This is a genomic window from Azospirillum agricola (genome assembly GCF_020005195.1).
Lineage (GTDB): Bacteria > Pseudomonadota > Alphaproteobacteria > Azospirillales > Azospirillaceae > Azospirillum > Azospirillum agricola.
Window position 1 is genome coordinate 2,708,402 of the sequence record NZ_JAIFZR010000005.1, and the last position, 16,053, is coordinate 2,724,454.

Genomic DNA, 16,053 nt, shown 5'->3' on the forward strand with positions numbered 1-16,053 from the left:
CATCCGTCATGCCCGGCCTTGTACCGGACATCCACGCGCAACCTTGAAGCGCGCCCGTGGATGCCCGTGCCAAGCACGGGCATGACGGAAAACAGGAGCGTCACCTCAGGGGGCCTCGACCACCTCGAAATCATGGGTGATCGTCGCGGTCTGCCCCAGCATGATCGAGGCCGAGCAGTATTTCTCGGCCGACAGGGCGATGGCGCGCTCCACCTTCGCCGGGTCGAGATTGCGGCCGGTCACCGTGAAATGCATGTGGATCCTGGTGAAGACCTTCGGATCGGTGTCGGCGCGCTCGGCCTCGATGGCGGCAACGCAGTCGGTGATGGCCTGACGGCCCTTCTCCAGGATCATCACCACGTCGAAGCAGGAGCAGCCGCCCATGCCGATCAGCAGCATCTCCATAGGGCGGACGCCCAGATTGCGACCCCCGGCCTCCGGCGCGCCGTCCATCACCACCGCGTGACCGCTGCCGGATTCGCCGACGAACATCTTGCCGTCCACCCAGGTGACGCGCGCCTTCATGACCCTGCTCTCCGCAAACCGGTTGTCGTTCCGGCTGCGAAGCTAGGCGCCCGGCCGCATCGGCGCAAGCGCGACGCGGCGGCGGCCGTGCTTTCCCCTTGCCGCTCCGTGAGTGCCGGTATATTCCGATTGTCAGGGTCCGCCGGCCCCATTCGCACCCCTGCCCTTTCCCGAACGGAGGAGCACCGATGCGCCGCATCCTGTCCGCAGCATCCCTCGCCCTGCCGCTGACCGCGGCCACGCTCGGCGCCGGTTCCGCGCATGCACAGGATGACAGCTTCACCGAACGGGCGGTCGTCTCCTGCCTGAGCGGGGCCACGGTCAGCGGGCTGACCTCGGGGCTGGTGCTGATGCCGTTGGTCAACAGCGGGATCGGCACCTCCGTCGCGGTGTCCGCCGTCGCGCTGTCCGCCGGGGTCGGCTGCGGCGCCGGTCTGGCCTTCACCACCGCCTCCACCGGCTACAGCTGGGTCTACCGCAACGTGACCAAGGCGCCGGCCGAAGCGACCTCGGCGCCATCCCCCGCCATGCGCGAACGCACCACACCGAACCCCATGCTGCACGCCGCACGGTGACGCTCGCCGACGTGGTAGGACGCCCACCCCATCGGTGAATCCGGAAGAGTTCGGAACCGATCAACCGATTCGTTGCGTTCCCCGGTGCAGTTCCAGCCTGTTCCGGAGACCGTGCCATGCCCCGCCCCGCCATCGACCGTCCGGCCCTCGCCGTCCTGCTGCTGACGGGACTTCTGGCAAGCGCCACCCTGTCCCCCGCCCACGCCAACACCGGCGGCGAAAACGGCGCCAGCGGCCTGCCGGCCGATTTCCCGACCCTGTCGAGCGAACCGGCGCTCGCCCAGCGTCAGGCGATGGGATGCAGCGTGGTCGGTTTGGGGCTGACGGGTCTGGCGCTGGCGTCGGGGGTGGCCGGAACCGGCGGCGTGGGCGGGCCGGTGGTCGGCCAGATCCTCACCTATTTCGGCGCCGGCTGCACCATGGGCGTCTTCATCGCCACCGCCTTCCCGACGGGCGACGCGGGCGGGGCCACCACGCCGGCCCAGGCGCGGCCCGTGGTTCCGCAGCCCGACCCGGCTGTGCAGAAGCTCCGCCTCCGGTTGGAGGCGGCGGCGCTCATCCCATGATGGTGCGCCGCTCGTTCGACGCCGGGGGAGACGGCGGGGAGGACGGCGGCGGGGCTGCACCGGGGCCGGGAGCGGTTGGAGCGGAGCCGGCGGGCTCCTGCCACCACCAGCCCTCGGTCAGCCACGACCACGTCGCGGAATAGCCGCTCCAGAACCAATCCGCCCAACCCTGCCCCGGACGCAGACCGTCGAGCGTGCGGTCGCTCCACTCCTTGACCGGCTTCAGCCATTCCTCGGCGGTGTCGAGCCGCTTGCCGAGCTTTTCCAGATCAGCCTTCTGCTCGGCGATCTGGGCCGAGATCTGCTCTTGCAGGCCGATCAGCCGGTCCATGAAACCGCCGGGCTTGTCACCCTCGGCGGCGGCGCCGCGCAGGCCGGCGATGTCGTCGCGCAGGGCGCCGATCGCCGATTCCAACGCCTGTTGCCGCTCCGCGACGCCCCGCGTGGCAGCGCTCTCCTCGACCCGCTTGCGGATGTCGGCCAGCGCCGCATCCATCTTGTCGAGCCGTTCGCGCAACGCTTCACCCACCGGATCGGCGGCCGGCGGCGGCACGGCGGGAACCGCCGGGGAGGGCGCCGGGGGCAGCGGGTCGGCGGCGACCGGCCGCAGCAGATCGGCGAAGACGTAGCCGCTGCGGCCATCCTCGCGCGTCACCGCGTACCAGGGCGCGTCGGCGACCTTGCCCGTCACCTTCAGCCGCACCCCGGACTCGATCAGAGCGATGCGGGCGCCCTGCTGGCTCGGCTGCTGGCGCAGGTTGGTGCGGCCGACCGTCACGTAATCGCCGGAGACCGGCTGGAGCTGCACGGCCGCGGGCCGCGCCGTCTGCGCAGCCGTCTGGGCCGAAACGGGGCCGGACGTTCCGACCAGTCCGATCGCCAGGGCCAAGGCCAGGGTTGCAACCCGCAAGCGGGGAGACGGAACAGAATGGCTCATCGGGCGTCCGCTTCCTCGCTCACAAAATCCGCCTCGCGCATCAGACGGTCGATCTCGGCCTCCTCCTTCAGCAACTGGCGGTCCAGTTCGCCATTGACCGGCCGGCTGCTCCACAACGCGTCGGCGTAGAAGGTGTCGTACCAGTCCTGCAACGCGTTCATGCCGATGTCCAGCGCCACGCTGCCCATCAGCGTGGCGGCGACCACCGCCGAGGTGAGAGAAAACGGCCCCATCTGCGTGCGTTCCCTTCCCTGCGGCGGTCAGTAGGTTTCGACGGCGAGGTCGCCGGTCTCGCTGAGCAGCCGCTCCAGCGCCGGCTGCCCGAAGCGGTAGAACAGCACCGGCGTGGTCAGCGTGTCCAGCATGGTCGAACTGATCAGCCCGCCGAAAATCACCAGCGCCACCGGATGCAGGATTTCCCCGCCCGGCGCGTCCGACACGATCAGCAGCGGGATCAGCGCCAGCCCGGCCGACAGGGCCGTCATCATCACCGGCATCAGCCGCTCGTCACAGCCCCGCACCACCAGCGCGCGGCCCGCCGGCATGTTGTCGTGCAGGGCGAGGTTGATGAAGTGGCTGATCTTGAGCACGCCGTTGCGCACGGCGACGCCGGCCACGGCGATGAAGCCGATCATGGCGGCGAGACTCAGATCCTCGCCGAACATCCACAGGGCGGCGACGCTGCCGATCAGCGCCAGCGGGATGTTGCCCATGACGATGGCGGTGAACACCACCGAGCGGTAGCGCTGGTACAGCACCAGGAAGATCATCGCCGCCGACAGCAGAGCCAGCCCGGCCATGACTCCCCGGCTGTCCTCCTCCTGGCGGAAGCTGCCCTCCAGGTTGGTGGTGTAGCCCTGGGGCAGCGGCGTCGCCGCGATGGCCGCGCGCATCTTCGCCACGATAGCCGACAGGTCCGACCCGTCGGTGTTGGCGGTCACGGCGATGCGGCGCAGCCCGTTCTCGCGCAGGATCTGGTTGGGACCGTCGGTGTTGACCACCGCCGCGATGGAGGAGAGCGGCACGTAGCCGGCCGGCGTCTCCATGCGGAGCTGCGACAGCGCCTCCATCGAGCGGTCGGCGTCGGCCAGCTTGATCAGCACGTCGAAGCGCTTGCCGTCGTCGATCACCTGCGACACCACCCGCCCGTTGGACAGGCTCTCCAGCGCCTGGGTCATCGCCGCGGGGGTCACGCCGAACAGCTTGGCGCGGGCGTAATCCATGGTGATGCGGATCTGCGGCACCCGCACCTGCTGCTCGACCATCAGATCGACCAGACCGGGGACCTCCTTGAAGCGCTGGTGGAAGGTCTCGGCCAGCACCCGCAGCGTGCCCAGGTCGTCGCCGTAGATCTTCAGCACGATGGCGCCGCGCACGCCGTTCTGGGCGACCTGCATGCGGGACGTCAGGAACTGGGTGACGGTCAGGTCGACCGGCAGGATCGACAGGCGGTGGCGCAGATCCTCGATGATCTCGGCCCGGCCGCGCTCGCCGAGCGCGATGCGGACCGGAAATTCGCTGGCGCTGACCGGATCGGCGTCCTCGTCGTTCTCGTTGCGCCCGGTCCGCCGCGAGACGCTGACCACCTCCGGCACCTGGAGGATCAGCCGCTCCGCCATCTGGCCGATGCGCACCGAATCGTTCAGCGAGATGCCCGGCTTGTTGAGAAGCTGCACATAGAGCGTCCCCTCGTTGAAGGGCGGCAGGAAGGAGCGCGGCAGGAAGGGCATCGACAGGGCGGCCAGCGCCACCAGACCGGCGGCGACCCCCATCAGCAGCTTCTGGTGATCCAGCGCCCAGTCGAGCGCTCGGCGGTTGGCCGCCTTCATCGCCAGCACCGGCTTGCCGTGGTAGGAGTCGCCGAGCGACTTCATCCCCGGCAGGAAATAGGAGCACAGCACCGGCGTCAGCGTCATCGACACGACGAGGCTGGCGAAGATCGAGATGATGTAGGCCAGCCCGAGCGGGCCGAACAGGCGGCCCTGCTCGCCCGGCATGGCGAACAGCGGCAGGAAGACCAGCAGGATGATCATCGTCGCGTAGACGATGCCCGACCGCACCTCCTGCGAGGCGTCGGCGATCACCGTCAGCGACGGGCGCGGCAGCGGGCGCTGCCGGTTCTCGCTCAGGCGGCGCAGGATGTTCTCGACGTTGACCACCGAATCGTCGACGAGCTGGCCGATGCCGATGGCGATGCCGCCCAGCGTCATCGTGTTGATGGTGGCGCCGAGCAGATGGAAAGTGATGACCGTCACCAGAAGCGAGACGGGGATCGACAGCATGGCGATCACCGTGGTCTGCACGTTCATCAGGAACGCCGCCAGCACGATGATCACGATGATGATGGCGTCGCGCAGCACATGCTTGACGGTGTCGATGGAGTCGGTGACCAGTTCCGCCTGGCTGTAGGAGATCTGGTCGGCCCGCACCCCGCGCGGCAGGCTGGGCCCCAGCGTCTTCATCAGCGCCTCGACCGCGGCGGCGGTGTCCACCGTGTTGGCGCTGGGATGCTTCAGCACCGACAGAAGCACCGCCGGGCGCCCGTTGAAGGCGCCGTCGCCGCGCTTCACCTTCGGCGCGAAGCCGACCTCGCCGAGCTGGCTCAGCACCACCGGCCTGTCCTCGCGGTAGGCGACGACGAGGCTGCGGATGTCCTCCAGGCTGCGGCTGCGGCTGACATTGCGGATGATGACTTCGGAGTTGTGCAGGTCGTTGAAGCCGCCGCTGCTGTTGGCGCCGAAGGCGTTCAGCGCCTGCTCGACCTTGGCGATGCTGATGTCCAGCGTCCGCATCGCGCCCAGGTCGGGGGTGAAGCGGAACTGCCGGACGTCGCCGCCCACCGTGTAGACCTGCGACACGCCCTCCACCGCCATCAGCCGGGGGCGGATGGTCCAGTCGGCCAGTTCGCGCAACGCCATCAGGTCGCCGGATTCCGTGGTCAGCGCGATCTGAAGGATCAGGCCGGCGACCGACGACATCGGGGCCATCTGCGGCGTCAGCCCCTCCGGCAGCCGGTCGCGCGCCATGGCGATGCGCTCGCCGACGAGCTGGCGGTTGCGGTAGGGGTCGGTTCCCCACTGGAACTCGGCGTAGATCAGCGAGAAGCCGGGGCTCGACACGCTGCGCACGCGCGACACGCCGGGCATGCCGTTCAGCAGCGTCTCCAGCGGGAAGGTGACGAGCTGCTCGACCTCCTCGGGCGCCAGGCCGCCGGCCTCGGTCACCACCGTGACGACCGGCTGGTGCAGCTCCGGCAGCAGCGCCACCGGCATGTCGCGGCCGATCAGGACGCCCCAGACACTCAGGAGCGCGGTCAGGACGAGCACCGGAACACGGTGGCGGAGACAGAAACCGACGAGCGCCTGGAACATGGATGATCCGTCCCGTCAGACCGCGCCGGCAATCGCCGATGGCGCGGACCGTCGGCGACGGCCGCGCCACGCCAGCCCGGCGACCCCGGCCAGGGCGGCGGCGCCGAGCGCCAGCCACAGCGGCCGTGACCGCCCTTCGGAATGGGCCGGCGCGGGCGGCGGCGTCACCACCAGTTCCGCCGCCGTCTGGCCGGCGCCGAGCGCACTCTGGACCGAGACGGTCAGCGGCGTGTGGCCGATCGCCGGCAGGAAGGGGCCGGCGCGGTAGAGGCCGGGGGCGGTCTCGGTCAGCGTCAGATCGATCTTCGGCCCCTTGACCGTCACCTGCCCGCCCGCCACCGGGGCGTTGTCGCCGAGCCGGTCGAGGAAGGCGTAGAGCTGCCGGTTCGCCGCGATCAGGACGACCCCGACCGGCCCGACCGAGACGGCGACACGGGGCGCCTCCCGCTCCTCCGTCGCGGCCGCCCGGGCATCGGCTGCCACAAGGGAGGCCACGAGGGCCAGAGCCGCCAGCGCGTGCGGAGCGCAGCGGCGGATGCGGCCGGAAACGATGCGAGCCATGGCGTTCCTCCCCCCTGTCCTGTCGGTCATTGCAGTTGAACCAGAAGCCGCGTGCCGCGCGTGACGATCTGCGCGCCGGGCGACAGCCCGGCGGTGACCAGCACGCTGCGGCCGTCGATGGCCTCGGTCTTCACGGTACGCGGCACGAAAATCTCCGGCGCCACATGTTCCCAGACCTCCTCCAGGCCGCTGGCGCCGACCACCACCGAATCATGCGGGATGATGATGCCGGCGCGGGATTTCTGGGTGCTTCGGATGGCGACGGTCACCGGGCGGCCGACCCGCAGCCCCTCGATGGGCTTCTCGATGCGGAACATCAGCGGCACCGCCTGCTGCTGCATGGCAAGACCGCTGCCGACGAAACCGATGTCGAGCGCCTGCCCCTCCGGCGTCAGCGCCACGGCGGCGTCGACGGCGGCGGCGGTCTTGGCGACGTCGGGATCGGCGGCGATGGCCTCGATCCACAAGCGGTTCGGGTTGACGATCTCGAAGATCTTCTCGCCGGGATGGACGATGCGCCCGTTGATCGCGTTGGAGACCGAGATCACCCCGTCGGTCGAGGCGCGCAGCGCCTCCTGCGTCTGCAACATCGGCAACAGGGCCGCACGCTCGCGGCGCAGCCCCTCCAGCCGCATTTCCGACTGGATCACCTTGCCGTCGCGGAAGGGCACGAACCAGAACTGTTTCATCAGCTCCAGATTCTCCGCGGTGATGCGGATCTCGTTGGTCAGCCGCGCCACTTCGCGCCGCACCTGGGTACGGTCGACAACGCCGACGGCGGGCGTGACGTAGCCGAGGATCTGGCCCTGCTTGACCTCCTCGCCCAGCACCGGCAGGCCGGTCTTGGGCGGCTCGATGCGGCCGATGAGGCTGGCCTCGACGTCGCCGTGGGCGTTGGGATCGGGAACGATGCGGCCCGGCAGGCGGGCCGACAGCGCGGCCTCCCCGGTTTCCACCTTCTGCGTGCGCAGATCGAACAGCCGCTGCAACGGCTTGGGCACGAAGAAGGAGCCGTCCGGCCGCCGCCGCGCCTTGTCGAGCACGAGGTCGGCGAACAGCTTCGGATCGAGCGGAGCGGCCTCCGGCTCGGCCGTCGCCAGGGCCGGAGGCGGCCGGACGGCGACGGGAAGCGGAGGCTGGGCCGAAGCGGCGCCGCCCTGCGCGGGCGGTGCCGGCGGCGGCGGAACCGTCTGGGAGACGGGCTGCGCGGCCGGCGGATGGGGAGGCGGCGACTGCGGAAGCGGCGGCTGCGGGAGCGGCACCGCGTTCATCCGCGACCCACCGATGCGGCCATCCATTCCAGGCGGATCGGGTTCGCTGACTCCGGGGACGGCCACCGGGGTCCCGTTCGCGCCGAAGACGTAGGCCACCTCCCAGGCGAACTGGTTGACCGTCTGCCCGGCGGAGCGGACCGGACCGGCGATCATGCCGGGCACGCCCGCCAGCGCGGACGCGCCGCTCGCGGCGAGTCCGACGCCGGTGTCGACGGCTTTCGAGGCCGCCCGCTGAAGCTCGTCGAGGACGCCGGCGGTCTCCGCCGCCTCCGGAAGCGTCCGGCCGCCCGACAGGACCGTCGGATCGGCGTCGTCGACAGCCGGACGCGACCACCAGGCGGCCTGAACGGCATCGGCGCATGTCAGCGCCGTCAACGCCACGGTCACCCGCAAGGCCGCTCGTCTCAACCGCATCGCACGGGGTCTCCCTGGCGTCCCGCCGGCGTCGCACGCGCCAGCCCATCGGCTTCATCCCGAAGGATTAATCCTTCGGGGAAAGCATGCACGGATAATCATTGATAGGAAAGATCGGAATACCCATGGAAAAGGCCGGCGAACACTTGATCACAGGTCGTTATCGCCGGAAACCATCGAGCCGCGGCAAGTGACGTGCCGACTCTATTGTTGATCGCCACCATAAGGTGCGCCCGATGTGGCGACGCCGGCGCACTGGGCCTCGCGGATGCGGGTGTAGAGGCCGCGCTCCAACGCGTAGGCGTCGAGATTGGGATTGCCGACGAACCCCTCGATGAAGCCGTCGTCCAGGTAGCGCACCATACCGTCGCCGGTCCGGTACACCATGTAGGTGGAGAGCCCGAGCGCCGAATAGGTGCCGACCATCGTGGCCGACCGCCCCAGCAGATCGCGCCCGGTCGTCGGCCCCAGGAAGGGCAGCACCATGTAGGGTCCCGGCGTCAGCCCCCAATGGCACAGGACGTTGCCGAGATCGTCCTGCCGGCTTTTCAGCGCGAAGCGCGAGGCGGCGACGTCGTACCAGCCGCCCAGCCCGACCGTCGTGTTGACGAGGAAGCGGCCCGCCGATGTCCCGGCGTTTGGAAAATCGGCGCGCAGCGTGCTGCTGATCGCGGTCCAGGGTTCCCGCAGATTGGCGAAGACGTTGGAGATGCCGGCCCGCGTGCCGGCCGAAAGGCCGCTGGCGTAGGTCTGCCGCAACGGCTCCAAAGCGCTGGAATTGAACCCGTTGTTGAAGGCGAACACCGCGCGGTTGTAGCCCTCCCACGGATCGAAGGTCGTCAGGTCGAGCGCCGCCGCGGGGCGGGCGGCCATGAGTCCCGCCGCGAGCGGCACCAGCAACGGGGCGGCGAGACCCAGCGCGCGAACAGCCATCATGCCCGGTTCCCCCGACAACCCGCCCGGCGCGGAATCCGTCGGAGCGCAACGCACCGCGACTCTACCGGCTTCGCGCGCCGCGCGAAAGCCGGTCGCTCAAAAGTCATACACGCATCGTTGGACGTCCAGCCGGTTGCGGGGGTAGAGTGCGCTTTCCGTCCCTGCCCTCCCCCTGCGCGCCCGACGGCGCACATCGAGGGCGCACCGGAAGGGCGCACGCGAAGACCCGCCATGCTGACGATTCCCGGATACATCGTTCGCCTTCTGGCGGCCATGCTCGTCATCTTCGGCACCTACAACCCCTCGGGCTATTCCTATTACCACTGGCTCCAGGTCGATTTCGGCGACTGGGCGTTCAAGCTGTTCGTCGGACTGCTGCTGATGGTCACCATCTATCTCCAGGCCAACGCCCTGTGGCGGTCGATGCGGCTGGTCGGCAGCGTCTCGCTGACCCTGGTCATCGTCACCGCGGTCTGGTTCGCCTCCGACCTCGGGCTGATCGACCTCAGCGACGGCACGGAACTGACGCTGGCGATCCAGATCGGCCTCACCGCCCTGCTCGGAACCGGCTTCAGCTGGTCGCACATCCGCTACCGCCTGAGCGGCCAAGTGGATTCGGAGAACATCACGCAATGAGCATCGCCCCTGCGCACACGCCCGACCGGATCGGCCGGGCATGAAGGGGCTGGGCCTCGTCACACGGGCGCTGAGCTGCTTCCTGCTGGTCTTCGCGACCTGGAACCCGCTCGGCTACTCCTACATCCACTGGCTGTTCAGCGCCGACGGCTCCCACCTGTCCGCCAAGGCGCTGGCCGGCGCCTTCCTGCTCGGCTGCTACATCGTCTATCTGCGGGTGACGTGGCTGGCCCTGCGGGTGTGGCGGACGCTGGTGATCCTCGGCGTCATGCTGACCGGCTATCTGGCGATGCGGCGCGCCGGGATGCTCGACCCCGACGCGCCCTTCTGGTCCAGCTACGTCGTGCTGATCCTCACCGGAACGGTGCTGACCATCGGAATCTGCTGGGCGCACGTCAAGCGGCGGATGACCGGACAGTCCCAGGTGCTCAGCCCGCCGCCCTGACGGCCATCCCCCGAGGGGGCCCGGAGCGTCCCGGCGAGACGCCCCGGCGAAGCGTTCCCCATGGGTCAGCCGGCGACCGCCCCGGTCACCACCGGCGTCACGGACTTCAGGTTGTCACGGTACTCGGCGCGCTCCGGAACCCGGTCCACCGCCCGCTGGAACATCTCGCGCGCGTCGGCCTGCTTGCCCTGGTCGCGCAGCAGCTTGCCCCAGGCGTTGTAGAGGTCGGCGAAGTTCGGGTCGGCCTGCTCGGCGCGGCGGAACATCGTCACCGCCTCCTCCGGACGCCCGGTGGCGGCCAGCGACACGCCCCACTGGGTGTAGGCGTGCGGGTAGCGGGTGCGCTTCTCGGCGTCGGCGGCCAAAACCTCCTTGTACTTGCCGATGGCCTCCTCATGCTTGCCCAGCGCCGCCAGAGCCAGCCCGGTGTTGTAGATCGGGTTGACGAAATCCGCGCGCATCAGCTTGGCTTCGTTGAACTTCTCGATCGCCTCCTCCGGCTTGCCCTGTTGCAGCAGGACCAGACCGTTCAGGTTGACAGCCCAATGGCGGTCCTCCTTGGGCATGACGATCATGCAGTTGCGCAGTTCGCGCAGCGTGTCGGCGTAGTCCTTGCCGCCGGCGTCGCGCGTCGTCTCGTAGTAATAGGAGGCGACGATGTAGGGATCGATGAAGCGCGCCACGTCGATGGCGACCGGACGGATCAGTTCCTCGGGGCGCGGCCCCTGGCTGGACACCGAGATGGTCCGGCCCTTCTTGCGGTCCTCGCCGCGCACGGTGAACTCGTAGCCATGCTCCAGCTTCACCACCTCGCCGCCGAAGGTGTAGGTGACGAGGCCCATGATCTCCTGCGTCGCCTTGATCGGCTTGAGGAACTCGAACTGCTCGGCGACGACCTTGACCGCGGTCTCGTCGTCGGTCAGCCCGACCTTCTGCTGTTCCTTGGCGGTGCGGGCGGCGCGGTTGACGGCGCGGACCTCGCTGGCAAGGCGGGAGGCGACCACCTTGGGCGTGAAGCCCTCCTCCTCCACCGAGACGGGAACATCGATCTCGCGGAAAAGAATGGAGCTTCCCTCAAAGAAAACCGAATAGCCGAGCAGCGCCGAGAGCGCGAACACAGGCAAGGTCAAAATCCCGAAATCCATCGCCAACCCCCAGCCGGACAGTTGTTTTCAACATTAACGTGAAATCGGACTCTGAATTGCCCGTCACGCTTCCCCGAATCTTGCAGAACGCTCAGCAAAACTACCGCTGTTCCTCGCTCCTGTCGATAACGCTCCGTTCCGGACAATTCAGTTTCCAACCATCGCCCGTCACGACCCCTTGGTCCGGCCGGTGAAGCCGTGCTGGCCGTTGCTGCCGGTCGGCGGCGACCGGCGGCGACGCCGGAACAGGCCGAGCACCCCGTAACGAAACTCCTGCAACAATAGAATCGCAACCGCGATGGACCAGAAATTCAGCCGGTTGAGCAGCCACAGCCCGGCATGGGCGGCGTAGACGGTCAGCCCGGCAGCCAGCACCGCCATCAGCAGGTCGAGCAGGAAGGCCAGCAGCATCGGGCCGCGCATCCCCGACGCCACCGTCAGGCCGACATCGACGGCGAACAGGGTGCCGACCAGCATCGCCACGACGCCGTAGTTCAGGCGGGCGTCGTCGGTCAACAGAACCTCGACCAGACGGTCGGGCGCATCGCCCATCCGCTGCGCGACCAGTTCGGCGAATTCGCCGATCGACAGGTCCCAGGGCCCGCCGTCGGCGAAGATGGCGGCGAAGGTGAGGCTGCCCGGCTGCCACAGCGCCGCCAGCATGCAGGCGCCCAGCGCCAGGCCGCAGAAGGTCGCCAGCGCCGGCCGCCAGGACCCGTAGGGGTGGTGCAGGTGGGCCGCGTCGCTGATGCGGACCCACAGCGAAAAGGGCAGCACCAGCGCCACCGGCAGCGCCAGAAGAAGAAAAACCGATTGCAGGAGAGACAAGACGTCCATGCGGCCCGGTCCGGTCGAGCGTCAGGAAAAGCGGCCGAGAACGCAACGCCGCCGGAGCGGCGCCGGACTCAGACCTCGACGTTCTTGTACCAGCGCTTGGAACGCAGCAGGCCGGCGCGGCGCGGCTCGTAACCGTTGTCGATCATGATGCGCTTGACCTGCCGCTTGGACTCCTCCTCGCCGATGGCGTCGTTGGAGAAGTCGCGCAGAATGGCGGAAGTCTGCAGGAACTGGTCCTTGCTGATCTTGCCCTTCTTGCCGGCATGGCGGTCGAGGACTTGGCGGATGCGCAGCCCGGTCTCGCTCTCGAAGACGAAATCCTCGTCGGCCGCCACCGTGCGCAGCAGGCCGCGGGCGTCGTCGAGCGACAGCTCGTAGCGGGTCACGCCCTCTTCCAGGATGCGCCGTTCCGTTTCACGGCTGATGAACTTGCTGGTCAGACCGTTGAGCTTGACGAGATCGGCAAAGCGCTTGCGCGCGTCGTCGTTGGCGGACATGGAGCTTCCTTGCAGAAACGAAAACCGACGGAACGATAAGAAACGAACTCGACGGTCGGCGTGGTCGCCTCGCGGCCCCTACCCCCTCCGACGTACCTCATTTACCTTCGGCACTCATTGACCTGTCAAGGCATGAGAGGCCCGCAAACGCATGAAAGGCTGTGAGATCTTCACGTCGGAACGGGAGAACGGCGGCCTTGCGGCCAAGCCCGCGTCCGGACACCGGGACAGGCCCCCGCAAGGGAATCCCCCGCCGGTCGGCCGGACGCTCTGCAAGCGGTCGGAAACGGTCAGGCCGCCTCGCGCGCCAGACGGCGGGCGTTGGCGCGGACCTTGCGGTAGGCCGGGTTGATGCCGGCGGCGGTCAGGGTGGCGGCGGCCTCGACCAGACGCAGGCTGGCGTGGATTCCGGCGTCCACCGCCTCGGCGATGGCGCGCTGCTGGATGCCGGCGAGGTCGGCCGGCGAGCGGCAGGCGCTGAGCCCCCCGAACACCGCGGTCGCCGCCTGCGCCTGCTTGGCCAGCATCGTCATCCAGGCGTTGGAGAATTCGCCGAGCCCGGTGGCGACGGCGTGGAAGGCCTCGACCGAGGCCTCCACCTTCTCCGACCCCATGCGGATGAACTCCGGGTTGGCGAAGTCGATCGGGTTGCCCATGGCGGCCGCCATCATGGCGGTGCGGTAGCCGATGGTCTGCGCGGCGGCGACCCCCATCTCGCCGCTGCGCATGCCCGTCTTGGCGAGGTGACCGGCCACGGCGCACAGGCGCTCCGCGGGATGATCCTTGCCGGTTCTGTAGACTGCCATTCCTCAACACCTCGCTGGATATCGTTGCCGGAGCCTCAACGCTGCACTGCAACATAGGTTCCGGCACGATCTTTACGCCTCGGCGAGCGCGCGGTCGAGATCTTCCACGATGTCCTGCGGATCCTCCAGCCCGACCGACAGGCGCAGCAGGCCCGGCAGGATCTTCGCCGACGCCTTCTCCTCGTCGGTCAGCTTGCAGTGGGTGGTGGTCGCCGGATGGGTGACGAGGCTCTTCGAATCGCCGAGATTGTTGGAGATCATCACCATGCGCAGGCCGTTGAGCGTGTTGAACGCCTCGGCCTTGCCGCCCTTCAGGAAGATCGACAGCATGTTGCCGCCGCCGGTCATCTGCTTGCGCACCAGATCGTGCTGCGGGTGGCTGGCGAGCAGCGGGTAGAGCACGCGCTCCACCTTCGGGTGCGTCTCCAGGAACTGGGCGACCTGGAAGGCGGCGGCCGACTGCGCCTGGACCCGCAGTTCCAGCGTCTCCATCCCCTTCAGCAGCAGCCAGGCGTTGAAGGGCGACAGCGTCGGCCCGGTGTGGCGCAGGAAGGGGTGGATGACCTCGGCACCGTATTTGGCATCCTTGGCCAGGATGACGCCGCCCAGGCAGCGGCCCTGCCCGTCGATGTGCTTGGTCGCCGAATAGATGACGACGTCGGCGCCGAACTCGAACGGGCGCTGGAGAACCGGGGTGGCGAAGGCGTTGTCGACCACCACCACGGCGCCGGCCTTGTGCGCCAGATCGCAGACGGCGGCGAGGTCGACGACCTCCAGCCCCGGATTCGACGGGGTTTCCAGGAACACCGCCTTGGCCGGTCTGGACAGCGCCTCCTCCCAGGCCGACAGGTCGGTGCCGTCGACGAACACCGCCTCGATGCCGAAGCGCGGGCAGAGTTCCTTGACGATCCAGTAGCAGGAGATGAACAGCGAGCGCGGCGCGACCACCCGGTCGCCGGCGCGCAGGCCGCTCATCAGCGCGCCATGCACGGCCGCCATGCCGCTGGCGGTGGCGCAGGCCCAGCCGGCGCCCTCATACTCGGCCAGCCGGTCCTCGAACATCGCGGTGGTCGGGTTGCGGAAGCGGCCGTAGACATGGCGGGTGCCATCGTTGGCGAAGGCGTGCTCCGCCTCCTCGGCCGAGCCGTAAACGAAGCCGGAGGTCTGGTACAGCGCCTCGCAGGTCTCGTCGAAGGACGAGCGGCGGGTGCCGCCATGGACCAGCTTGGACCGGGGCCGCAGCCCCGAGACGTTCGGATTGCGATGATCGGTGCGCGACACGACGCGACTCTCCCCTCGAATGCCGCCGGTGGGGCGAAGCCGGCCACAAACGAAAAACGCCCCGACCGATCGGGTCGAGGCGCGGACGCGGCTCGGACCTTTTTAGCGGGTTGTTTTACGTGGCCCGCAAGCCGGTCGACCAAATCACCACGTGAATCCGCTTGTACGTCCGGCGGCGGCGACCGTCAAGGGCGTTCAGGGCGATGGGCCGAGGCACTTCGTCCATAAGTCGGATATGCACAGTCTTTTTGATGTGGATACTGACGATCCGGCATCCCCGCAGCCGCCGGTGGCCCCCGTGACCCCGGCCTTCCGGAGACCCTCGCGAAACCATGGCAGCGATCAGACCCACGATGGACCAGCGCCCTTCGCCACCTCGCCCCGCCGGCCTTGGCCGGGGGCGCACCGCCCTGCTCACCGGCGCGGCGATGCTGGGCTTCGCCGCCAACTCGATCCTGTGCCGGCTGGCCCTGATCCAGACGACGATCGACCCCGCCGTCTTCACGGCCGTCCGCATCGCCTCCGGCGCCGCGAGCCTGTGGCTGATCATCGCGCTGACCACGCGGCGCGGCTCCATCGGCGGGTCCTGGACAGGGGCGCTGGCCCTGCTCGGCTACGCGGCGTGCTTCTCCTTCGCCTACGTCTCGCTGCCCGCCGGCACCGGCGCGCTGCTGCTGTTCGGCGCCGTCCAGGCCACCATGATCGCGGCCGGCCTGCTGAAGGGGGAGCGGCTGGCGGCTGGCCAGTGGGCGGGGCTGGGGCTGGCCTTCGCCGGGCTGGTGGTCCTGCTGGCGCCGGGGGTGTCGGCTCCCTCGCCGTCCGGCGCGCTGCTGATGGTGGCGGCCGGCATCGCCTGGGGCGCCTACTCGCTGCTCGGGCGCAGCGCCCGCGACCCCATCGCCACCACGGCCGGCAACTTCCTGCGCGCCGTCCCGCCGGCCCTGCTGCTCGCCGTGCCGGCCGCCATCCCGGCGTTGAGCGGCGCCGGCTTCGACGGCATGGGGCTGCTGTACGCCGCGCTGTCCGGCGGGCTGGCCTCGGGGGTCGGCTACGCGCTCTGGTACGCGGCCCTTCCCGCCCTGACCGCCGCCCGCGCCGCGTCGGTCCAGCTCAGCGTTCCGGTCATCACCGTGCTGGGCGCCGCCGCGACGCTGGGCGAGGGAATCGGTCTGATCCTGGCCGTATCGTCGGCCGCCGTGCTCGGGGGAATCGCCCTGGTCATCGCCGGCCGCCGCCGCGTCTGACGG

Annotated in this window: 17 protein-coding genes and 1 riboswitch; of the genes, 5 read left to right on the forward strand and 12 right to left on the reverse strand. The window is 69.2% G+C overall.

What is annotated here, in order from left to right; genetic code table 11:
* Positions 1-105: 105 nt before the first annotated feature.
* Complete coding sequence (locus JN22_RS27880) at positions 106-525, reverse strand: OsmC family protein (RefSeq protein ID WP_085556976.1); 420 nt, start codon at positions 523-525, stop codon at positions 106-108.
* A gap of 188 nt (positions 526-713) precedes the next feature.
* On the opposite strand from JN22_RS27880, the gene JN22_RS27885 reads away from it, so the two are divergent.
* Both JN22_RS27885 and JN22_RS27890 read left to right on the forward strand, forming a co-directional pair.
* Positions 714-1,100, forward strand: a complete 387-nt coding sequence (locus JN22_RS27885) for a hypothetical protein (RefSeq protein WP_085556977.1) — start codon at positions 714-716, stop codon at positions 1,098-1,100.
* A gap of 116 nt (positions 1,101-1,216) precedes the next feature.
* A complete protein-coding gene (locus JN22_RS27890; RefSeq protein WP_085556978.1) occupies positions 1,217-1,666 on the forward strand; it encodes a hypothetical protein in 450 nt (149 codons plus the stop codon).
* On the opposite strand, the gene JN22_RS27895 is transcribed toward JN22_RS27890, so the two are convergent.
* The 6 genes from JN22_RS27895 to JN22_RS27920 form a co-directional block, all read right to left on the reverse strand.
* Positions 1,656-2,603 (reverse strand): SH3 domain-containing protein, encoded by a 948-nt coding sequence (locus JN22_RS27895; protein WP_085556979.1) that lies wholly within the window; start codon positions 2,601-2,603, stop codon positions 1,656-1,658. The two genes, JN22_RS27890 and JN22_RS27895, sit on opposite strands and share 11 nt — an antisense overlap.
* Positions 2,600-2,836, reverse strand: coding sequence for a hypothetical protein (locus tag JN22_RS27900; RefSeq protein ID WP_085556980.1), 237 nt, complete (start codon positions 2,834-2,836; stop codon positions 2,600-2,602). Before JN22_RS27900 ends, JN22_RS27895 begins: the two co-directional genes overlap by 4 nt.
* Before the next feature lie 27 nt (positions 2,837-2,863).
* Positions 2,864-5,974, reverse strand: a complete 3,111-nt coding sequence (locus JN22_RS27905; RefSeq protein WP_085556981.1) for an efflux RND transporter permease subunit — start codon at positions 5,972-5,974, stop codon at positions 2,864-2,866.
* A gap of 15 nt (positions 5,975-5,989) precedes the next feature.
* Positions 5,990-6,535, reverse strand: coding sequence for a hypothetical protein (locus tag JN22_RS27910; protein WP_085556982.1), 546 nt, complete (start codon positions 6,533-6,535; stop codon positions 5,990-5,992).
* Positions 6,536-6,561: 26 nt separating this feature from the next.
* Positions 6,562-8,223, reverse strand: a complete 1,662-nt coding sequence (locus JN22_RS27915; RefSeq protein ID WP_143268513.1) for an efflux RND transporter periplasmic adaptor subunit — start codon at positions 8,221-8,223, stop codon at positions 6,562-6,564.
* Positions 8,224-8,427: 204 nt separating this feature from the next.
* Positions 8,428-9,159, reverse strand: a complete 732-nt coding sequence (locus tag JN22_RS27920) for an MlaA family lipoprotein (RefSeq protein WP_085556984.1) — start codon at positions 9,157-9,159, stop codon at positions 8,428-8,430.
* Positions 9,160-9,390: 231 nt separating this feature from the next.
* Between JN22_RS27920 and JN22_RS27925 the strand changes: the two genes are divergently transcribed.
* Together JN22_RS27925 and JN22_RS27930 are read left to right on the forward strand one after the other, a co-directional pair.
* On the forward strand, positions 9,391-9,795 hold the full coding sequence (locus JN22_RS27925) for a DUF6524 family protein (protein ID WP_085556985.1): 405 nt from the start codon (positions 9,391-9,393) through the stop codon (positions 9,793-9,795).
* A gap of 40 nt (positions 9,796-9,835) precedes the next feature.
* Positions 9,836-10,240: a DUF6524 family protein gene (locus tag JN22_RS27930; RefSeq protein ID WP_085556986.1), complete on the forward strand. Its 405-nt coding sequence runs from the start codon at positions 9,836-9,838 to the stop codon at positions 10,238-10,240.
* Between the two features lie 65 nt (positions 10,241-10,305).
* Here the strand turns inward: JN22_RS27930 and JN22_RS27935 are convergent, their stop codons facing one another.
* The 5 genes from JN22_RS27935 to metZ all read right to left on the reverse strand — a co-directional run bounded on the left by JN22_RS27935 (position 10,306) and on the right by metZ (position 14,806).
* Positions 10,306-11,358 (reverse strand): tetratricopeptide repeat protein, encoded by a 1,053-nt coding sequence (locus JN22_RS27935; protein WP_223677957.1) that lies wholly within the window; start codon positions 11,356-11,358, stop codon positions 10,306-10,308.
* A 195-nt stretch (positions 11,359-11,553) separates the two neighbouring features.
* A complete protein-coding gene (locus JN22_RS27940; protein WP_085556988.1) occupies positions 11,554-12,222 on the reverse strand; it encodes a hypothetical protein in 669 nt (222 codons plus the stop codon).
* Positions 12,223-12,290: 68 nt separating this feature from the next.
* The gene (locus JN22_RS27945) at positions 12,291-12,719 is read right to left on the reverse strand and encodes a hypothetical protein (protein ID WP_085556989.1); all 429 of its coding nucleotides are present in this window, start codon (positions 12,717-12,719) and stop codon (positions 12,291-12,293) included.
* A gap of 290 nt (positions 12,720-13,009) precedes the next feature.
* Positions 13,010-13,525: a phasin family protein gene (locus JN22_RS27950; RefSeq protein ID WP_085556990.1), complete on the reverse strand. Its 516-nt coding sequence runs from the start codon at positions 13,523-13,525 to the stop codon at positions 13,010-13,012.
* A 72-nt stretch (positions 13,526-13,597) separates the two neighbouring features.
* Positions 13,598-14,806: an O-succinylhomoserine sulfhydrylase gene (gene metZ, locus JN22_RS27955; protein ID WP_085556991.1), complete on the reverse strand. Its 1,209-nt coding sequence runs from the start codon at positions 14,804-14,806 to the stop codon at positions 13,598-13,600.
* 81 nt (positions 14,807-14,887) lie between these two features.
* Positions 14,888-14,967, reverse strand: a riboswitch (SAM riboswitch).
* A 192-nt stretch (positions 14,968-15,159) separates the two neighbouring features.
* On the opposite strand from metZ, the gene JN22_RS27960 reads away from it, so the two are divergent.
* Positions 15,160-16,050, forward strand: coding sequence for a DMT family transporter (locus JN22_RS27960; protein WP_085556992.1), 891 nt, complete (start codon positions 15,160-15,162; stop codon positions 16,048-16,050).
* Positions 16,051-16,053: the final 3 nt, after the last annotated feature.

Excerpts from the sequence above, each read along its gene's own strand:
- JN22_RS27880 (WP_085556976.1), bottom strand. The coding sequence starts at position 525 with ATGAAGGCGCGCGTCACCTGGGTGGACGGCAAGATGTTCGTCGGCGAA.
- JN22_RS27885 (WP_085556977.1), top strand. The coding sequence starts at position 714 with ATGCGCCGCATCCTGTCCGCAGCATCCCTCGCCCTGCCGCTGACCGCG.
- JN22_RS27890 (WP_085556978.1), top strand. The coding sequence starts at position 1,217 with ATGCCCCGCCCCGCCATCGACCGTCCGGCCCTCGCCGTCCTGCTGCTG.
- JN22_RS27895 (WP_085556979.1), bottom strand. The coding sequence starts at position 2,603 with ATGAGCCATTCTGTTCCGTCTCCCCGCTTGCGGGTTGCAACCCTGGCC.
- JN22_RS27900 (WP_085556980.1), bottom strand. The coding sequence starts at position 2,836 with ATGGGGCCGTTTTCTCTCACCTCGGCGGTGGTCGCCGCCACGCTGATG.
- JN22_RS27905 (WP_085556981.1), bottom strand. The coding sequence starts at position 5,974 with ATGTTCCAGGCGCTCGTCGGTTTCTGTCTCCGCCACCGTGTTCCGGTG.
- JN22_RS27910 (WP_085556982.1), bottom strand. The coding sequence starts at position 6,535 with ATGGCTCGCATCGTTTCCGGCCGCATCCGCCGCTGCGCTCCGCACGCG.
- JN22_RS27915 (WP_143268513.1), bottom strand. The coding sequence starts at position 8,223 with ATGCGGTTGAGACGAGCGGCCTTGCGGGTGACCGTGGCGTTGACGGCG.
- JN22_RS27920 (WP_085556984.1), bottom strand. The coding sequence starts at position 9,159 with ATGATGGCTGTTCGCGCGCTGGGTCTCGCCGCCCCGTTGCTGGTGCCG.
- JN22_RS27925 (WP_085556985.1), top strand. The coding sequence starts at position 9,391 with ATGCTGACGATTCCCGGATACATCGTTCGCCTTCTGGCGGCCATGCTC.
- JN22_RS27930 (WP_085556986.1), top strand. The coding sequence starts at position 9,836 with ATGAAGGGGCTGGGCCTCGTCACACGGGCGCTGAGCTGCTTCCTGCTG.
- JN22_RS27940 (WP_085556988.1), bottom strand. The coding sequence starts at position 12,222 with ATGGACGTCTTGTCTCTCCTGCAATCGGTTTTTCTTCTTCTGGCGCTG.
- JN22_RS27945 (WP_085556989.1), bottom strand. The coding sequence starts at position 12,719 with ATGTCCGCCAACGACGACGCGCGCAAGCGCTTTGCCGATCTCGTCAAG.
- JN22_RS27950 (WP_085556990.1), bottom strand. The coding sequence starts at position 13,525 with ATGGCAGTCTACAGAACCGGCAAGGATCATCCCGCGGAGCGCCTGTGC.
- JN22_RS27960 (WP_085556992.1), top strand. The coding sequence starts at position 15,160 with ATGGACCAGCGCCCTTCGCCACCTCGCCCCGCCGGCCTTGGCCGGGGG.